At 61.2% G+C, this 17,690-nt stretch carries 15 protein-coding genes and 1 pseudogene; 5 read left to right on the forward strand and 11 right to left on the reverse strand.

Features of this window, described 5'->3' with window-relative positions; all coding sequences use genetic code 11:
* Positions 1-81: 81 nt before the first annotated feature.
* The 6 genes from J1D76_RS23875 to J1D76_RS23900 are packed head-to-tail and all read right to left on the reverse strand — an operon-like array spanning position 82 to position 4,315.
* Complete coding sequence (locus tag J1D76_RS23875) at positions 82-1,761, reverse strand: AMP-binding protein (RefSeq protein WP_421140791.1); 1,680 nt, start codon at positions 1,759-1,761, stop codon at positions 82-84.
* The gene (locus J1D76_RS23880) at positions 1,758-2,303 is read right to left on the reverse strand and encodes a hypothetical protein (protein WP_421140792.1); all 546 of its coding nucleotides are present in this window, start codon (positions 2,301-2,303) and stop codon (positions 1,758-1,760) included. Before J1D76_RS23880 ends, J1D76_RS23875 begins: the two co-directional genes overlap by 4 nt.
* Positions 2,300-2,554: an acyl carrier protein gene (locus J1D76_RS23885; protein WP_403103174.1), complete on the reverse strand. Its 255-nt coding sequence runs from the start codon at positions 2,552-2,554 to the stop codon at positions 2,300-2,302. Before J1D76_RS23885 ends, J1D76_RS23880 begins: the two co-directional genes overlap by 4 nt.
* A 9-nt stretch (positions 2,555-2,563) precedes the next feature.
* Positions 2,564-2,824 carry a phosphopantetheine-binding protein gene (locus tag J1D76_RS23890; RefSeq protein WP_421140793.1) on the reverse strand — a complete coding sequence of 87 codons (261 nt, stop codon included), beginning with the start codon at positions 2,822-2,824 and terminating at the stop codon, positions 2,564-2,566.
* Positions 2,805-3,614 (reverse strand): lysophospholipid acyltransferase family protein, encoded by an 810-nt coding sequence (locus tag J1D76_RS23895; protein WP_421140794.1) that lies wholly within the window; start codon positions 3,612-3,614, stop codon positions 2,805-2,807. Before J1D76_RS23895 ends, J1D76_RS23890 begins: the two co-directional genes overlap by 20 nt.
* A complete protein-coding gene (locus J1D76_RS23900) occupies positions 3,590-4,315 on the reverse strand; it encodes a beta-ketoacyl synthase chain length factor (protein ID WP_421140795.1) in 726 nt (241 codons plus the stop codon). The genes J1D76_RS23895 and J1D76_RS23900 overlap by 25 nt, the downstream gene beginning before the upstream one ends.
* Positions 4,316-4,671: 356 nt before the next feature.
* Here J1D76_RS23900 and J1D76_RS23905 point away from each other — a divergent pair, with 356 nt between their 5' ends.
* Entirely contained in the window at positions 4,672-5,442 is a 771-nt protein-coding gene (locus J1D76_RS23905; RefSeq protein ID WP_421140796.1) for a ParA family protein, read from the forward strand.
* A 120-nt stretch (positions 5,443-5,562) separates the two neighbouring features.
* On the opposite strand, the gene trxC is transcribed toward J1D76_RS23905, so the two are convergent.
* From trxC to J1D76_RS23925, 4 genes are all read right to left on the reverse strand, one after another.
* Positions 5,563-5,997, reverse strand: coding sequence for a thioredoxin TrxC (gene trxC / locus J1D76_RS23910; protein WP_421140797.1), 435 nt, complete (start codon positions 5,995-5,997; stop codon positions 5,563-5,565).
* A 106-nt stretch (positions 5,998-6,103) separates the two neighbouring features.
* Positions 6,104-7,567 (reverse strand): protein adenylyltransferase SelO, encoded by a 1,464-nt coding sequence (selO, locus tag J1D76_RS23915; RefSeq protein ID WP_421140798.1) that lies wholly within the window; start codon positions 7,565-7,567, stop codon positions 6,104-6,106.
* A gap of 48 nt (positions 7,568-7,615) precedes the next feature.
* On the reverse strand, positions 7,616-10,966 hold the full coding sequence (gene mscK / locus J1D76_RS23920; RefSeq protein WP_421140799.1) for a mechanosensitive channel MscK: 3,351 nt from the start codon (positions 10,964-10,966) through the stop codon (positions 7,616-7,618).
* A 35-nt stretch (positions 10,967-11,001) separates the two neighbouring features.
* Positions 11,002-12,744 (reverse strand): potassium/proton antiporter, encoded by a 1,743-nt coding sequence (locus J1D76_RS23925; protein WP_421140800.1) that lies wholly within the window; start codon positions 12,742-12,744, stop codon positions 11,002-11,004.
* A gap of 391 nt (positions 12,745-13,135) precedes the next feature.
* Between J1D76_RS23925 and J1D76_RS23930 the strand changes: the two genes are divergently transcribed.
* The 4 genes and pseudogenes from J1D76_RS23930 (at position 13,136) to J1D76_RS23945 (ending at position 15,682) form a co-directional block, all read left to right on the forward strand.
* Positions 13,136-13,345 carry a hypothetical protein gene (locus J1D76_RS23930; protein WP_110662666.1) on the forward strand — a complete coding sequence of 70 codons (210 nt, stop codon included), beginning with the start codon at positions 13,136-13,138 and terminating at the stop codon, positions 13,343-13,345.
* The gene (locus J1D76_RS23935; RefSeq protein ID WP_421140801.1) at positions 13,342-13,644 is read left to right on the forward strand and encodes a cell division protein ZapA; all 303 of its coding nucleotides are present in this window, start codon (positions 13,342-13,344) and stop codon (positions 13,642-13,644) included. Before J1D76_RS23930 ends, J1D76_RS23935 begins: the two co-directional genes overlap by 4 nt.
* Before the next feature lie 145 nt (positions 13,645-13,789).
* Positions 13,790-14,818 (forward strand): annotated as a pseudogene (locus J1D76_RS23940) (cache domain-containing protein); the annotation flags it as partial.
* Between the two features lie 132 nt (positions 14,819-14,950).
* On the forward strand, positions 14,951-15,682 hold the full coding sequence (locus J1D76_RS23945) for a methyl-accepting chemotaxis protein (RefSeq protein ID WP_421140809.1): 732 nt from the start codon (positions 14,951-14,953) through the stop codon (positions 15,680-15,682).
* A 139-nt stretch (positions 15,683-15,821) separates the two neighbouring features.
* Here the strand turns inward: J1D76_RS23945 and J1D76_RS23950 are convergent, their stop codons facing one another.
* The gene (locus J1D76_RS23950) at positions 15,822-17,624 is read right to left on the reverse strand and encodes an acyl-CoA dehydrogenase (protein ID WP_421140802.1); all 1,803 of its coding nucleotides are present in this window, start codon (positions 17,622-17,624) and stop codon (positions 15,822-15,824) included.
* Positions 17,625-17,690: the final 66 nt, after the last annotated feature.

The raw sequence follows: 17,690 nt of genomic DNA on the forward strand, positions 1-17,690 counted from the left end.
TCCCACACTGGATTTGTGAACGCCGCGCGCCCCCTGTAGGAGCGAGCCTGCTCGCGATTGAGTGCGCAGCACTCACCAAACTCACGCATTTGCCGCCTCCAGCAAAATTCGCCCGCTGGAGCAGGTGGCGGTTTCATTGCGATAGGCGAAATACAATTTGCCGCGCAGCGGATCGAAGCGCAGGTGCAACTGGATTTCATCGCCGGGGCGCACCAATTGCTGGAATTTGAGGACTTCCATGCCGGCGAATTTTTCCGGCAGGTTCATCAATTGCTGGCCCAGGCTCAACGCCCAGTCCACTTGCACCACGCCAGGCAATACCGGCGCCGTGGGGAAGTGACCACTGAAATAGGCCAGGTCCGGTGGCACGGCCAGTTGCAGGCTCCACTCGCCGTCAGTCTCGGTTTGCTCCAGGACTTGCGGCGCCTTGGGGCGCGGTGCCAGCAGCAACGCGTCGACATCGGCTTGGGACAATTTGCCTTGCGGGTTCAACGGCAGTTGGCGCAACAGGCGCCAGCGCCGTGGCAGGGCCAGTGCCTCACAGTGCTGGCTCAGATGCTGGCGCAACTGTTCGGTGACCGCGCGCCGGCCCTGATTACGCAGGGCATGCAGGCCGGTTTCGCTCAGTACCAGCAGCGCACCGAGCGAGGCACGGCCTTCCTGGACGACGCCCAAGCGCGCCTCGGCGACCCAGTCATGGGCGGTCAGGGCGTGTTCGAGCATCGGCAGCGAGATGCGTTTTTCTTCCAGCTTGACGATGCGGTCGAGTCGGCCGAGCAGCTCGAAGCGGCCATCGCTGGCGATGCGCACGGCATCGGCGGTGTGTTCGACATGGCCGGCCGGCAAGTACGGCGAGGCGATAAGCAGCGCGCCATCGCTGTCCTGACTGATGGCGATGTCGGCGAACGGTTGCCAGCGTTCAGGACCCTGGCGCCAGGCGATACCACCGGTTTCCGAACTGCCAAAAATCTCCGTGGGCCATTGTCCCAAACGTCGCTGCAAGCTCTGCGCGGCCTCGGCCGGCAGCGCGCCGCCGGAGGAAAATACCCGGCGCACGGCACTCAGGAACGGCCAGTCGAGGTTGTCGCCCATGCGCTTGAGCAGCGCCGGGCTGGCCACCCAGGCAAAAGCCGGGTGCTCACGGCTGGCGCGTTGCAGGTCCTCGGGGAACGCCAGTTGCATGCGCACGAACGGACGCCCGGCGCACAGCGGCCACAACACCCGGAACAGCAAGCCATAGATGTGCTGGGTGGCAACGCTGCCGATGATGCACGCCGGGCCAAGGTCCGCGCCCCACAATTGTTCCAGGGCTTCGACTTCATTGGCCAGTTGGCGCAGGGTCTTGTCGATGCGCTTGGGTTCGCCGCTGGATCCCGATGTGCACAGGCTCAGGTGACAGTTATCCAGATCCAGGGTCGCGGCATCGAGTGGCGACTGTTGGATATTGCCCGGATGCAGGTCGCCGGGTTGATCGCTCAACCACAAGTCGACTGCAGCGGACCAGCGTTGGCGAGTCTGCGGTTGCAGATCGGCGGGCAGCAGTACGCTGACGCCGGCGCGCCAGGCGCCGAACAGGGCAATCGCCAGGTCGGCGGCGTCCTCAAGGTGCACGGCGATCTGCCGCACGCCCTGGGATTGCAGGCTGGCGGCCAGGCGCAAGGCCTGCTCGCTCCAGCATGCGTGATCCAGCGCCGCATCGGCCGTAATGGCGCGCCCCGGCTGAGCCTTGAGCAATAGGTGCTCAAGTTTTATCCAATTCATGGGCGGCCTCGTACCCTTTGTCGTATCAGCCATTCAATGGCAAACATCAGGCCTATCAATCCGTAGGAAATCAGGCCGGTGTACAACGTCCACCAGCTCAGCGGCGCCCAAAGGGTCAGGGCGGCCGCGCACGAACCGTTGCAAAGAAAAAACACACTCCAGGCGATGGTCACCTGGCGGGTATAACGAATGCCCTCGGCCGGCAGGTGCGGCTCGCTCACCCTGGCCAGCCGCTCAACGATCGGCGGGCCGAAGATCAGGCTCGAAGTGAACAGTGCCAGCATGAAGCCACTGATCAGTACCGGGTACCAGCGCAGCAGTGCCGGGCTGTCGAACAACGCCAGCAACAGGCAAAACACAATGGCCACCATGGCCATCCACAGGCTGCCCGGCCGTCGTCTGCCGGTCAGCGCCCTGCCCAACCACAGCCCGCCCAGGAGCAGGCCGAACTGCCAGGGCGCGAAATGCTCCATGCCGAAATACACCGCAAACGGGTACAGCAGGCCCGCCAGCAGCAGGCCAAGGCCGATCACGCGACTCATGCGGCCGGTTGCACCAGACGGTACACCGCCTCTACCACGTCGCTGACGGTACGCACCGATTTGAATTCTTCGGCGGCGATTTTCTTGCCAGTCTGGCGCTTGATGTGATCGATCAGGTCGACGGCGTCGATGCTGTCGATTTCCAGGTCCTGATACAGGTTGGACTCTAGGCTCACGCGCTCGGGCGCAAGTTCGAAAAGCTCGACCAAGGCATCGCGCAGGGTGTTGAAAATGTCGTCACGAGTTTGCATGGTCCGGTCTCAAGCTGCCTGTTTTGCAGTGACGAACGCCGCAAGGCTCGCCACGTTACTGAAGTGATTGCGTGTGTCCTTGGCATCGGCGTCGATCTTGATGCCGTACTTTTTCTGAATCGCCAGGCCCAGTTCCAGGGCGTCTACCGAGTCCAGGCCCAGGCCATCGCCGAACAACGTCTGGGTGTCGTCGATGTCGTCGACACTGATGTCTTCGAGACCGAGGGCGTCGATGATAAGCATTTTGATATCACGGTGCAGATCGCTCATCTTCGGCGAGCTCCTTAATAAAGTAAGAGTGCAAATAATCGTTGAGCTTGCGCGAGGCCTGCGGAGGCGGCCCCTGCGCGGCGAAGGTCTGTGGGTCTATATCGGCCCCGACCCGGAAACTGAAGTGCACACGCCGCTTGGGAATGCGATACCAGGGTTCGGCCTTGGTCAACGTGGTCGGGCTGACCTTGATGATCACCGGGGTGAGGATTTTCGCACCGCGCAGGGCGATTGCCGCACCGCCCCGATGAAAGGCTGGCGCCTGGCCTGGCTGGGTGCGCGTGCCCTCGGGGAAAATGATCAGGGTCTGGCCGCTTTTCAGTGCTTCGGCGGCGGCATCGAGCATGTCCATGCTGCCGTCGTTGCTGATGTACTCGGTGCGGCGCAGTGGGCCGCGGGTAAAGGGGTTTTCCCACAGGCTTTGCTTGACCACGCAGTTGGACTGGCGCACCAGGCCGATCAAAAACACCACATCGATCAGCGAGGGGTGGTTGGCGATGATCATTTGCCCGGGGCGACCCAGCTTTTCCGCCCCCTGGATGTCGTAGGTCAACACACCGGTACGGGCCATGAACCGCACGAACAGCCAGAAACAGCGGCTGACGGTTTGTCGCGCGCGCAAACGGTGAGTCTGTGCATCGCCCGGCACGCAGCCCAGCAGCGGGAAAACCACCACGCGCAGGAACAGACCGCCCAGCCCGAACAGGGTGAAGCTTGCGGCGGTGGCCAGCAGGCGCCAGTAATAGGCGTCGCGGTTTTTTTCGATCATGGGTTGCGTTGCCAGGTCCATACACGATTTTTCCAGGCATGTTGGCAGGTGGTTTGCTGACCTAGCAGTGCCGCAAGCAGATTCAAGGCATGGGGCCAGCGGGCTTTGGACAACGCCGGCGAAGGGCTGTTCAAGGTCAGCCGCCAGTCGGTACCGGGGGTGATCAGCAGGCCGACGGCATAAGGGAAGGGCACGTCATCGATCCACGCGCTATAGGCCTCGGGCGGTCGCTCTTCGGTGATCACCAGCAATACCGCCGACGCACCTTCGTTGAGCAACGCCGCGGCCTCCAGCATGCCGTGCTCTAAACCGTCGCCGGCAGCGGCGAGTGCTGTCATTTCGCTGGTTTCGCCGCGCATGATCGACCACAGTCCAATGATCGCGTTATGCACCGACAGGCTGAACTGGGTCGGTGACAGTGGCTGTTCGGTCGCCAAGTCACTGAGAATCTCGAAGGTGCGCGGTGTTTCGCCATGACGGGAAATAAACACCAGCGGCAAGTCTTCTCGACCCTCGGCCAGGGGCCAGCCGACACTGAACGCCATTCGCGCCAGGCGGCTGAGCCGCCGGCGCTGCATGGCCGGCAAAAACGAAACATCGGGAGCGACATCGCTGTCCGCCAGCACTACCGGCTGTCGGCTCCAGGCTTGCCAATCCTCCACGCTTTCGAGCCCCGGGGCCCACGCGCGCCATTGGGCGATGTTGAAGTTGATCACAGGCATTCATCCCGCCCCTGCGGGCTTGTTGACGCGGTGAGTGACCAAGAGCCACGACTCACCTTGCGTGGCGCCTGGCGCCGAGTGGTGCGCATTATCCCGGTGCGGTGGACGGGTAGCAAATACTGGTTACATTTTGCTCAGTGGGATGAAGGGCCGTTCGCGCCGATGGTTTCGTTGTTTGGCCATTATCCAGAGCGTTGTTGCGCCGTCTGCCGGCTTTTGCGGCAGGCAACGCACGAGTTTGCAGTTTATTCGGCGCGAGAAGACGACTGACTGTGTAGTCCCTTTGCTAGTGAGGTAGCGTAGCCGTGCCGAGGACCACTACACTCGGTCATTCTTTGATACACGGAGGTTTTGACATGCGGCGCGTGGTGTTCAATCAGAAAGGTGGCGTTGGCAAGTCCAGCATTGCCTGCAATCTGGCGGCGGTCAGTGCCAGCGAGGGCTTTCGCACCCTGCTGGTGGATCTCGATGCCCAGGCCAACTCCACCCAGTACCTGACAGGGCTCACCGGTAGCGACATCCCGATGGGTATCGCCGATTTCTTCAAGCAGACCTTGTCTTCCGGGCCGTTCGCCAAAAAAAATCAGGTCGATATCTACGAAACCCCGTTCGACAACCTCCACGTCATTACCGCCACCGCCGAGTTGGCCGACTTGCAGCCCAAGCTCGAGGCCAAGCACAAGATCAACAAGCTGCGTAAGTTGCTGGAAGAACTGAGCGAAGATTACGACCGGATTTACCTCGATACCCCGCCGGCGTTGAACTTCTATGCGGTTTCAGCGCTGATTGCCGCCGATCGTGTGCTGATTCCTTTCGATTGCGACAGTTTTTCCCGCCAGGCGCTGTATGGCCTGATGGCCGAAATCGAAGAATTGAAGGAAGACCACAACGAGGGCCTCGAAGTCGAAGGCATCGTCGTCAACCAGTTCCAGGCCCGCGCCAGCCTGCCGCAGCAAATCCTCGACGAATTGATCGCCGAAGGCCTGCCGGTGCTGCCGGTATACCTGGCCAGTTCGGTACGCATGCGCGAATCCCACCAGGCCAATACACCGCTGATCCATCTCGACCCGCGGCACAAACTGACGCAGCAGTTTGTCGAGCTGCACAACCTGCTGGAAAACGCCTGACACACCAAACCACTGCAGGAGCGAGCCTGCTCGCGATGGCAGTGTTTCACTCAACAGAGATGTTGAATGTGATGCCCTCATCGCGAGCAGGCTCGCTCCTACAATGAGATTTGTCTGACTTCAGATGCCTTGGCTGCGCAACCAGGCCATCAGTTGCGGCAGCGGGAAAGCTCCGCTCTGGCGGGCGATTTCCCGGCCGTTCTTGAACAGGATCAAGCTCGGAATCGAGCGAATTCCCAACTGCGCCGACAACTGCTGGTTCGCCTCACTGTCCAGCTTGGCCAGCCGACACTTCCCCGCCAATTGCCCGGCCGCCTGCTCGAACACCGGCGCAAACGACTTGCACGGCCCGCACCAGTCGGCCCAAACGTCCACCAGTAATGGCAGATCGCCCTTAATCTGGCTGGCGTAATCGCCCTGCGTTAATTCAAATGGCTTGTCCGGCAGGACTTCGGACTTGCAGCGCCCGCACTTCGGGTGTTCGTTGAGACGCTCGGCCGGGATGCGGTTGAGACCGTTGCAGTGGGGGCAGGGGATGAGGAGTGGGTCGGTCATCGTCGGGCTCCAAAAATGTTCGTAATCAATGTCGCTGAGTTGGAGGCAGTTGCGGGGTTTATCAAGTCAGTGGCAATTGATGTCGTTTCAGCAACGATTGATCAACTCACGACGAACAACTGATCTCCAGATGCTTGCCCCACTCCGGTGGCCGTTCCGCGTAGCTCTGCATCCCCGGTTGTTCCTCGAACGGCTTGCTCAGCACCGCGTGTAGTCGACGGACCTGCGAGTAATCGCCGTGTTCTGCCGCATCGATAGCCTTCTGCGCAAGGTAGTTGCGCAGGATGTACAGCGGGTTGACCGCGTGCATGCGCTGTCGGCGCTGTTCCTGATCCAGCGTGCCTTCGCGGGCCACCCGATCGACATAGCGCTGTCCCCAGGCATCGAAACCCTTGAGGTCGACGAAGTCATCGCGCAAGCGGGCGATGGCCTGCTCTGGCGCTTCATCACCCAAACGGCGGAAAAACAGGCTGTAATCGACGGCACTGTTTTGCATCAATTGCAGCAGGTTCTCCAGCAGTGTCTGATCGTCATCTTCGGCCGTGGTCAGGCCGAGGCGACGGCGCATCAGGTCCAGGTAATGGGCCTGGTACAACGGCAGATAGAGGCCGAGGGTTTCGCGCAAAGCCTCGACGCTGATGAACGGCGTCAGGGCCTGGGCCAGTGCGCTGAGGTTCCACTGGCCAATCGGCACCTGGTTGCTGAAGGAGTAGCGGCCCTGGTCGTCGGAGTGGTTGCAGATGAAATTGGCGTCGAAGTCGTCGAGGAAGGCGAACGGGCCAAAGTCGAACGTGATGCCGAGGATCGACATGTTGTCGGTGTTCATCACCCCATGGCAGAAGCCATAGGCTTGCCATTTGGCGATCAGTTCAGCATTACGCTCGACGATTTCGCGGAACATCGCCAGGTACGGTTCCGGTTGCTCCAGGCACTCGGGGAAGTGCATGGCCAACACATGCTCGCCGAGGACTTTCTGCTGCTCGGGACGCTTGGTGTAGTAGAAATATTCGAAATGCCCGAAACGCACATGGCTCGGCGCCAAGCGCAGGACCATGGCGGCGCGCTCCTGCTTTTCTCGCCACACCGGGGTATCGGAGCCGATCACGCATAGAGCGCGGGTGGTCGGGATGTTCAGCGCGTGCAGGGCTTCGGAGGCGAGGAATTCGCGGATCGACGAACGCAACACCGCACGACCATCGCCCATGCGTGAAAACGGCGTCTGGCCGGCGCCCTTGAGGTGCAGGTCCCAGTGCTCACCGGCCTGGTTGTAGACCTCGCCGAGCAACAGGCCGCGGCCGTCACCGAGTTGCGGGTTGTAAGAGCCGAACTGATGCCCGGAATAGACCATCGCCCTGGGGATCGCGTCAGCCCAGAGCTTGTGGCCGCCGAACAGTTCGGCGAACTCCGGGGTTTCGGCCACCGCCGGGTCGAGGTCGAGCAGTGCCATGGCGGCGAGGCTGGCGACTACGAGGCGCGGGTTGTCGATGGGCTCGGGCAGCACATGGGCGGAAAACGCATCGCCCAAGCGGTCGAAGCGGTTATCGAAGGTCAGTTCGTCGAGGGCTTTCAAGGGCCGGCTCCAGCAGAATGTCCGAGCATTCTGCTGGGGAAAGGCCGGTTAGTCGAGCTTGGCGGCAGGCGGTTCTTGCGCTGGTTTTTGGCCATCGACCAGCGGCGCCGTTTTGGGTTCCGGCTCGATCGGCACCATCTTGTATTCCTGGCCTTGCAGGTTCTTGAGGTAAACCTCCATCTGCCGGAACGAGATGTTGATGTTCTGCTTCTTGAACTCGCGGTTGATGAAGCGGTTGACCTCATCGAGCACCGGGTTGCGGTCGCCGAGGTCGCGCACGTGCATGCGCAACTCGTGGTCGAGGGTGCTTTCGCCGAAGTTCAGGAAGTACACGTGCGGCTCCGGGTCCTTAAGGACGCGCGGGTTATCCCGTGCAGCCTTGAGCAGCAGTTCTTTGACCAGGTCCAGGTCCGAGCCGTAGTCGACCCCGAGCTTGAGGGTCACCCGGGTGATGGTGTCGGTCAGCGACCAGTTGATCAGTTGCCCGGTGATGAACGTCTTGTTCGGGACAATGATGTCCTTGCGGTCGAAGTCGGTGATGGTCGTCGCGCGGATGCGGATCTTGCTTACCGTACCCGACAGGTTGCCGATGGTGATGGTGTCGCCGATCCGCACCGGGCGTTCGAACAGGATCATGATGCCGGAGATGAAGTTGGCGAAGATCTCCTGCATGCCGAAACCCAGGCCGACCGACAGCGCCGCCACCAGCCATTGCAACTTGTCCCAGCTCACGCCGAGGGTCGACAGCGTCGAGACGAAACCGACGCCGGCGATCACGTACGACAGCAGCGTGGTGGTCGCGTAGGCGCTGCCCTGGGCCAGGTTGAGCTTGGACAGCACGAAGACTTCGAGCAGGCCCGGCAGGTTGCGCGCCAGGGCGAAGGTGATACCGATGATGATCAGTGCGCCGAGCACGTCGCCGATGCTGATCGGCACCATGCTCATGTTAGCGCCGGTGCCGCTGGTGTATTCGTAGAGGGTGACGTTGTCCAGGTACGAGAACACCGTGATCAGGTCGGCCCAGACCCAATACAACGCAGCGATGAAGCCGCCGAGCAGCGCCAGGCGGATCAGGCGCAGGGACTGTTCGTTGACCTTTTCGATGTCCAGGGCCGGTTCTTCGATCACTGCTTCGCCATCGCCGGCCTCTTTCGCCGCCAGGCGCTTGGCCAGTGCGCGTTGGTAGGCCAGGCGCCGGGCAGCGACGCTGAGGCCGCGCACGAACGTGGCTTCGATCACCAGCCAGAACATCAGCAGGTACAGGGTGTTGATCAAACGGTCGCTGAGTTTCAGCGCGGTGTAGTAGTAACCGAAGCACACCGCCACGAACAGCGCGACCGGCAGGGCGGTGAACAGGATCCCCACGACCTTGCGGAACAGCGAGGCGTTTTCGTGGGTCGGGCTGCTGATGAGCAAGCGGCTGAGCAGCAGGGTCATCAAGGCGTAGCAGGTCAGCACCACCGGCATGCCGATCACGTCATCGGCCAGCGCTGCCGGTTGCAGCTCGGCAACGGCCACCACGGTGACCAGTGCCATCACCACGATCCCGAGGCGGCGCACCCAGCGACGGAGGAATTCCACCTGGGCCTTTTCCCAGCGGAAATGCAGCTCCGCCACGCCACCCGGCGCGAGGATGCGGTACGCGGTGTAGAACACCAGCCAGGCCCCGGCCATTTGCAGCAGCGCCGCGCCCATGTTGGCGTTCTGCCCGCGCGCGTCGATTTGCAGGGCCAGCCCGCACAAGGCCAGGCCCAGTGACACCGGCATCGCCAGCAGGATGTTGATCAGGATCGCCTGTGGTGTGTGCCACTGGCTATCGCGTTTGAAGTGACCGATGTCCTGGTGCACTTTGTTCAGGCGCGCATACAGGGCCTTGCGACGCCACAGCAGCGCGCCGATCAGCAGCGCCAGCGGCAGGAACAACAGCGGGCGTTGAGTCAGGCCGTCGGTCAGTTCGCTCAGGCTGGAAAGGACCGGCAGTGAGTCGAGTTGGCGCTGCAGGCGCTCCGGCACGCTGCGAATCCACTCCACATCCAGCGGTTTGTTGCTGGGAATCCAGAACATCTGCTCATCGAGCGTCGCCCGCAGGCTTTGCGCGGTGCTGAGCAGTTGTTTTTGGTTCAGTTGCAGGGTGATCGACTCATTGAGCACCGCGCTCAGTTCGCGGTTCAGTCGCTCCAGCAGGTCGGTGCGGGTGGTGGCCAGTTCCATGAGGCTTTTACGCAACTGCGGCGTGACTTGCTCGGGAGGCTGGGTCGACAGCAGGTTATCGACGTAGGTGGTCGGATTGCTCAGCAACTCCCGTTGCTGGCTGACTTCGAACTGGTACAGGCGAATGTCGGCAATCTGGTCGGCCAGGTTGCGGTCGAGTCGCAGCCGCGGCAGGGCCTGTTTCTGTTTATAAAGAATCTTCGAGAGCAGCAGGCTGCCCTTAAGCACGTTGATTTGCTCGTCCAGTGCCGAATCGCTCTGGGTCAGGCTGTCCAGCTGTTGCTTGGTCTGCAGGTTCTGCTGGGTGACTTCGTTCAGGCGGTCGGTGCTTTTGAGCAGATAGTCGGAAAGCTTCAGGTTGGCCGCGCTTTCGGTGGCGAGCAGGCTGCTACCGCCGGCCTTCTGCGCCTCGATGGATTGCTGGGTGACGGTTTCCTGGGAGAGTGCCAGACGTTTCTGGTTGATCAGGGTTTGCAGTTCCTGGATTTCCTGGTCCAGGCGGTCGGAACGTTCCGACAACAGGTCATGCTGGCTGTTGCCGAGGTCTTGCAACTGGGTGTTGCCGGCCAGTTCCTGACGGCGCAGCGGGATCAGCGCGTTCAGGGCTGCCAGCTCGGCATTGAGCTGGTCACGTTGTTCGGCGCTCAGGGTCTTGCCGCCGTCCTTGCCGGTCTTGAGGATGTTGTTGATCTGCTGGATGCGCGTCTGGCTGCTGGAAATCTCCGCCTGGGCGCGCTCGGGGCGGGTCTGGGCGGTGATGATCAGGCTGTTGGCATCGGCCAGGGCTTTTTGCAGATCGCTTTGTTGGGTGGAGCGATCGGTCAGGATTTGTTCCAGTTGCTGGATCGGTTCCTTGGTGAAGCGTTGCGCCACCGGGACCACGGCGCTGGCCTTGAGGCGGGCCAGTTCGCGCTGGTTCTCGATGGTCTGTTTGGGGGCGGTGGCCAGCTGCTGTTTGAGATCGCTCAGCTTCTGCTCGTAGTCACGCCGGTTGTTGAGCTGTGTCAGCGTGCCCTGCAAGACCGATTGCAGGGCCTTTTGATCGGCCTCCGGCAGTTTGCGGTCGGCGATTTTATCCAGACTCGCTTGCACGGCTTCGCGCGATGGCGGTTCGGCGGCTTGTAACGAACCGACGGAGAGGCTCAGGCCCAGAAGGGCCATGACAAAAAAGGTGCGCAGGCTTGACATAGAGACCGATCAAAAAGCGAAACGAAGTAGGGAGTTTAGAGGAAGAGCCCGGGACCCGGGCGACTTCCTTCGGGGAATCTGACGCCCACTTTGCCGATCTTGTTCCCGTCCATGACCGCGACGGTCCAATGGGTGTTGTTCCACTCCACCTGGTCACCCACGATCGGTGCACCCCCCACCTTCTGGGCAATGAAGGCGCCCAGGGTCATGTTCGGATCGATGCCCTCGGCGGGCAGGCCATAAAGCGCTGCAACCGCCTTGAGCTGGGCGTCTCCTTCGAGTACGAAGTCGCCAAAGAAGCGCAGATCGAGGCCCCGTTGCGGCGCCTGGCTGAACAGTTTTCCGAGGGCTGGCAGGTTGTGTTCGTGGCCGATAACACACAGTAAATCATCGACTTCCAGCACTGTACTACCCGACGGATGGAGCAATTGCTGACCGCGAAACAGGGCGGCAATACGGGTGCCCTCGGGCATTTTCAGCTCACGCAGGGGCGAACCGATGCACCATTTCTCCGCGCCGAGGCGATAAACGAACAGCTCCCACTCGCTGGTGACATGCACTTCCAGGGCCGAACGGGAGATCGGTGCAGGCTCCGGCGGTACGGTGACCTTCAGCAATTTGGCGACCCACGGCAGGCTGGTGCCTTGTACCAAAAGGGACACCAACACGATGAAGAACGCGAGGTTGAAGTACAACTGGGCGTTGGGCAGGCCGGCCATCAGCGGGAACACCGCCAGAATGATCGGGACGGCGCCGCGCAGGCCAACCCAGGAGATGAACGCCTTCTCGCGACCGTGGAACGCTTTGAACGGCAACAGGCCAACCACCACGGAAAGCGGGCGGGCAAATAGAATCATCCACAGGGCCAGGGCCAGTGCCGGCAGGGCAATTGGCAGCAAGTCGTGGGGCGTTACCAGCAGCCCCAGCACCAGGAACATGCCGATTTGTGCCAGCCAGGCCATGCCGTCGAGCATGTGCAAAATGCCGTGACGGCTGCGCACCGGACGGTTGCCGATCACCAGGCCGCACAAGTACACGGCCAGGAAGCCGCTGCCGTGCAAGGCGTTAGTCAAGGCAAACACCACCAGCCCGCCGGCGATGACCAGGATCGGATACAGGCCGGTGGCCAGGTTGATGCGATTGACCAGTTGCAGCATCAGCCAGCCGCCACCCAGGCCAATGACGCCACCGATACCGAACTCGCGGAGCAAATGGGTCAGCAGGCTCCAGTGCAGGCCGGTCTGGCCGCTGGCGAGCATGTCGATCAGGGTGACAGTGAGGAACACCGCCATCGGGTCGTTGCTGCCGGATTCGATTTCCAGGCTGGCGGTGACCCGTTCGTTCAAGCCTTTGCCGCCCAGCAGCGAAAACACCGCCGCGGCGTCGGTGGAGCCGACGATGGCGCCGATCAGCAGGCCTTGGATCAGGTTCAGGTTGAACAACCATGCGGCCGCCATGCCGGTCAGCCCGGTGGTAATCAATACGCCGACGGTCGCCAGTGACAGCGCCGGCCATAATGCCACGCGGAAACTCGAGACCCGTGTTCGCAAGCCGCCATCGAGCAGGATCACCGCCAGCGCGAGGTTGCCGACCAGGTAAGCCGTGGGGTAGTTGTCGAAGATAATGCCGCCGCCATCGACGCCGGCCGCCATGCCGACGGCCAGGATGATCACCAGGATCGGGATGCCGAGGCGGGACGAAAGGGAACTGACCAGAATGCTCGCACCTACCAGCAACGCGCCGATCAGAAACAGGCTGTTGATGGTGATTGCATTCAAAGGCAGTACTCCAGAAAGCTGAAAGGCGGGCACAAACTGACCATGCAGTCTGCGTGCCAGCGATTCTAACCTGTTGAATTACGATGCTGTCAAAAAGCTTTTTTAATCACCGAAGCCCCCCCTGTAGGAGCGAGCTTGCTCGCGATGGACGTAAACGATAACGCGTGCTTGCTGATTCAACGCCTCTTCATTGAGCCCATCGCGAGCACGCTCGCTTCTACAACAGAAGTGGGCGACGAAGTGCAGGAACCAGATCGGCCAATCACAGTCTTTAAAACTCGCAGAGAGGTCACCCGTCAGCAAAATCAAGGCTTTGCGCCTGTATAACCCTGGCATCCACGGTGACTTTTCTTTATCGTACGCGCCCTTTGAAAATGCCTGGAAAATCAAAATGTTGGAAGCATCCCTAAGCCAATTGGAACAACTGGTAAGTGACCTGGTGCAACAGAACCAGAGCCTGACCGCAGAACTGGCCCAGGCCAAAGATGAAAACGAAAGCCTGCAACTGAGCCTGATGGAACACGAAGAGAAGCAAGGCGCCACGGCGGCTCGCATCCAGGCCTTGGTTGAGCGCGTCAGCGCAGGCCCTGTCAGCGCATGAGTTACAACGGCGCAGGGGTAAAAGTCGTCTCGATCCTGGGGGAGGACTATTCGATCAAGGCACCGGCCGGGGAAGAGCAGACCCTGCTCGACGCCGCGATGATGTTGAAGGCAGCCCTGGCCGACACCAAGAGAAAGTACCCGACGCTGATCGGTGACCGACTGCTGGTGCTGGCGGCGATGAATCTGTGCTCCCAGCAGATCGAAATGCAGAAGCAACACACGCTCGAACTCGACCGTTACCAAGAGCAAGTCAGCGCCACGGTTGAAGTGATCTCCAAGACGATCAATCAGGCCTGATCGGCTTTGCGCACAACCAAAGAATAGATTGTCGGTTGGCTTGTATACAACCGGCACGGCTGTTGCAGTGTTTCAGCCTCTTATTCTTTGGGGGTGCTCCATGCAGTTCTGGCGACGCAGTATTCAATGGCAATTGATCCTGAGTATGGGCAGCGCCTTGCTGGTCAGTATTCTGATCGTGGTCGGCATTTATACCCTGGTGGTCAATCGTCTCGCCCAGAACTATCTGGTCGAGCAGGCCTTGCCGTCGAGCATCGAAGCGATGCGCAACGACATCGAGCGCATCCTCGTCCAACCTCTTACCGCCGCCAAGGACATCGCCAGCAACAGCATGGTGCGCGACTGGCTGGCCACCGGCGAAGACGGTGCGCAGACCAACAACTTCGCTACTTATCTGGAAGGCATCCGCGCCGAGCACAAGGCTTTTACTGCGCTGATTATCGGCACAGCGTCGAACCACTACATCACCGAAAAAGGCCTGGATCGCACCCTCAGTCGCGCGAATCCAAAAGACGCCTGGTTCTACTCGTTTCTCGATAGCAACCAGCCACGTACCCTCAATATCGACAATGACACCGCCACCGGAGAATTGGCGCTTTTCATCGATATCAAGGTCGAGCAGGCCGGCAAGGTCGTGGGTGTTGCCGGCCTGGGGCTGAGCGTGAAGGAGCTGTCGGAGCTGATTCACAACTTCAGCTTCGGAGAGCGTGGCAAGGTCTATCTCGTGCGTTCCGACGGTTTGATCCAAGTCCATCCCGAAGCGCAATTCAGCGGTAAACGCACCCTGAGCGAGCAGATTGGTGCCACGGCGGCACAAGCGGTGATGAGTCAAAAAGCTGCCACCACCAGTGGCTTCCAGCGCGACGGCGAAGACTTCCTTGCGTTGAGCCTGCCCTTGCGCGATCTCGGCTGGACCCTGGTGGCCGAAGTGCCGCAGTCGCAGATCTACGCCGAGGCCCGCCGCGCCATGTGGATGAGCAGCGGCATCGGCCTGGCGGTGGCGCTGGTGTGCCTGTTGCTGGTGGTGTTGCTGGCCCGTGGGCTGGTGCGGCCGATTCGTCAGGTAACAGCGGCGCTGGTGGCCATCGGTAGCGGTGGTGGAGATTTGACCCACCGCCTGGATGCCAGCCGCGCTGATGAGCTGGGTGATCTGGCGCGAGGTTTCAATCGCTTCCTTGATAGCCAGCGCGACATGATCGGCGAAGTGCTGACCACCAGCGAACGGCTGCGTACTGCCGTCGGCCAGGTCGCACGGGTGGTGGATAACACCGCTGAGCGCTCCGGGCGCCAACAGGAAATGACCGACATGGTCGCCACCGCCGTCCACGAAATGGGCCTGACTGTTCAGGACATTGCGCAGAATGCCGGCAACGCAGCCTTCGCTTCACAAACAGCGCGTGATGAAGCGCTGCAGGCGCGGGAAGTGGTGGGCGGATCGATCCGGCACATTGAGAGCATGTCCGAGGAAATCGGCATCGCGGCCACGGCGGTGGGGGAACTGGCCCATCAAGTGGCGTCCATCGACCAGGTGCTGGCGGTGATTCGCGGGATTTCCGAGCAGACCAACCTGCTGGCACTCAACGCCGCTATCGAGGCGGCGCGGGCCGGGGACATGGGCCGTGGATTCGCCGTGGTCGCCGATGAAGTGCGAACCCTGGCGCGACGTACGCAGTCGTCCACCGATGAAATCCAGCAGATGATCGGCAACCTCAAGCAGGGTGCGCAAAACGCAGTGTCGTCGATGCATTCCGGGCAAGCGGCGACGGGCACGGGTGTGGAGTCGAGCCAGCGTACCGGGGCTTCTTTGACCGCGATTACCGGGCAGGTTGAACGCATCAGCGACATGAACCATCAGGTGGCGACGGCGACGGAAGAGCAGTCGGCGGTGACCGAAGAGATCAACCGAAACGTGCAGGGGATTTCCGATCTGGCCCGGGCGACGGCGGGGGAGGTCAGGGCGTGTCGTGAGGATTGCCAGACGTTGCAGCGCTTGGCCGATGATTTGGCGCGGCAGGTGGGCGGGTTCAAGCTGAAGTGATGTGGCGCCTGGGCTGACGCCTTCGCTGGCAAGCCAGCTCCCACAGGTTTTGCGTCGAACACGTTATTTGTGAACGACCCAACCCGTGTAGGAGCTGGCTTGCCAGCGAATGGGTTTCAGCTACACCCAAAAAACGGGATCAAAACCACTCATCCTGCATCCCCAGGCACACATCATCCCGTGCCTCAAGAATCGTCAGCTCATGATGACAACCCGGCACTTCCCAGGTCAGGAAATACCGCGCCGCCTGCAATTTACCGTTATAGAAACTGATATCCGCCGCGTTCCCCTCGACCAACCCTTCTTCGGCGCGAATCGCCTGTTCCAGCCAGCGCCAGCCGATCACCGTGTGCCCGAACACCTTCAGGTACAGCGCCGAGTTCGCCAGGCTGCTGTTGACCTTGCCCTGGGCCAGGTCGGTCAGCAGGCCGATGGTCACGGTTTGCAGGCGCGCCACCAGTTTCTCCAGCGGTTCGCGTAGTGCAGTCAGCGAATCAAACGCCTGTGCGCGCTCTGCTGTATCGGCAATCAGCCGGATCAGTTGCTTAAGTCCCGCACCACCGTTTTGCGCCAGTTTGCGCCCCAGCAAGTCCAGCGACTGAATGCCGTGGGTGCCTTCGTGGATCGGATTCAGGCGGTTGTCGCGGTAGTACTGCTCCACCGGGTATTCACGGGTGTAGCCGTGGCCGCCGAGGATCTGGATCGCCAGTTCGTTGGCCTTCAGGCAGAACTGCGACGGCCAGGATTTGACGATTGGCGTCAGCAAGTCCAGCAGCTCATGGGCCTGCTTGCGCTCGGCTTCAGTCTCAAGGGTGGTGGTGTCATCGAACAGCCGCGCCGCGTACAGGCCGAGGTCGAACGAACCTTCGACGTAAGCTTTTTGCGTCAACAGCATGCGTTTGACGTCGGCGTGATTGATGATCGCCACCGGCGCGGTGTTGGGGTCCTTGCTGTCCGGGACGCGGCCCTGCGGGCGTTCGCGAGCGTACTCCAGCGAATACAGATAACCGGCATAGCCGAGCATCACCGCGCCCATGCCGACGCCGATCCGCGCCTCGTTCATCATCTGGAACATGTAGCTCAAGCCCTGATGCGGCTTGCCCACCAGATAGCCGACGCACTCGCCGTTATCGCCGAAGTTCAGCGCGGTTGAGGTCGTGCCACGCCAGCCCATCTTGTGGAACAGCCCGGCCAGCAACACGTCATTGCGTTGGCCGAGGCTGCCGTCATCGTTGACCAGGAACTTGGGCACGATGAACAGCGAAATCCCCTTCACCCCGGCCGGTGCATCCGGCAGCTTGGCCAGCACCATGTGCACGATGTTTTCCGACAGCGGGTGATCGCCGCCGGAGATGAAGATCTTGTTGCCCTTGAGGCGATAAGTGCCGTCGGACGCCGGTTCTGCACGGGTACGAATATCCGACAGCGACGAGCCCGCGTGAGGTTCGGTCAGGGCCATGGTGCCGAAGAAACGGCCGTCGATCATCGGTTGCAGGAAGCGACGCTTCTGTTCCTCGGTGCCGAAGCTTTCGATCAGGTTAGCCGCGCCCATGGTCAGGAACGGATAAGACGTCGTCGCCGCGTTCGCCGACTGGAAGTGCGAAAAGCATGCTTGCGAAAGCAAGGTAGGCAGCTGCATGCCGCCCGCCTCGAAACTGCGCGCAGCGTTGAGGAAACCGGCTTCGAGGAAGGCATCTACCGCGGGTTTCACTTCCGGAATCAGGATCGCTTGACCGTTCTCATAGCGCGGTTCGTTCTCGTCACCCTTGCGGTTGTGCGGGGCGAAGAACTTCTCGGCGATGCTGCGGGCGGTGCCAATGGCCGCATCGAAGGTTTCGCGGTTGTGCTCGGCGAAACGCTCACGCTGGGTCAGGCCCTCGGCATCAAGGACTTCATACAGCTCGAAAGCCAGATTGCGGGAACTGAGCAACGTCTCGGACATGGCGGCCTACCTTTTGTTGGGATGGGCCGAGTCTAAGCGTGGGAATAAAGGCTGAACAGGATGATT

Source organism: Pseudomonas sp. NFX15 (assembly GCF_049132105.1).
Lineage (GTDB): Bacteria > Pseudomonadota > Gammaproteobacteria > Pseudomonadales > Pseudomonadaceae > Aquipseudomonas.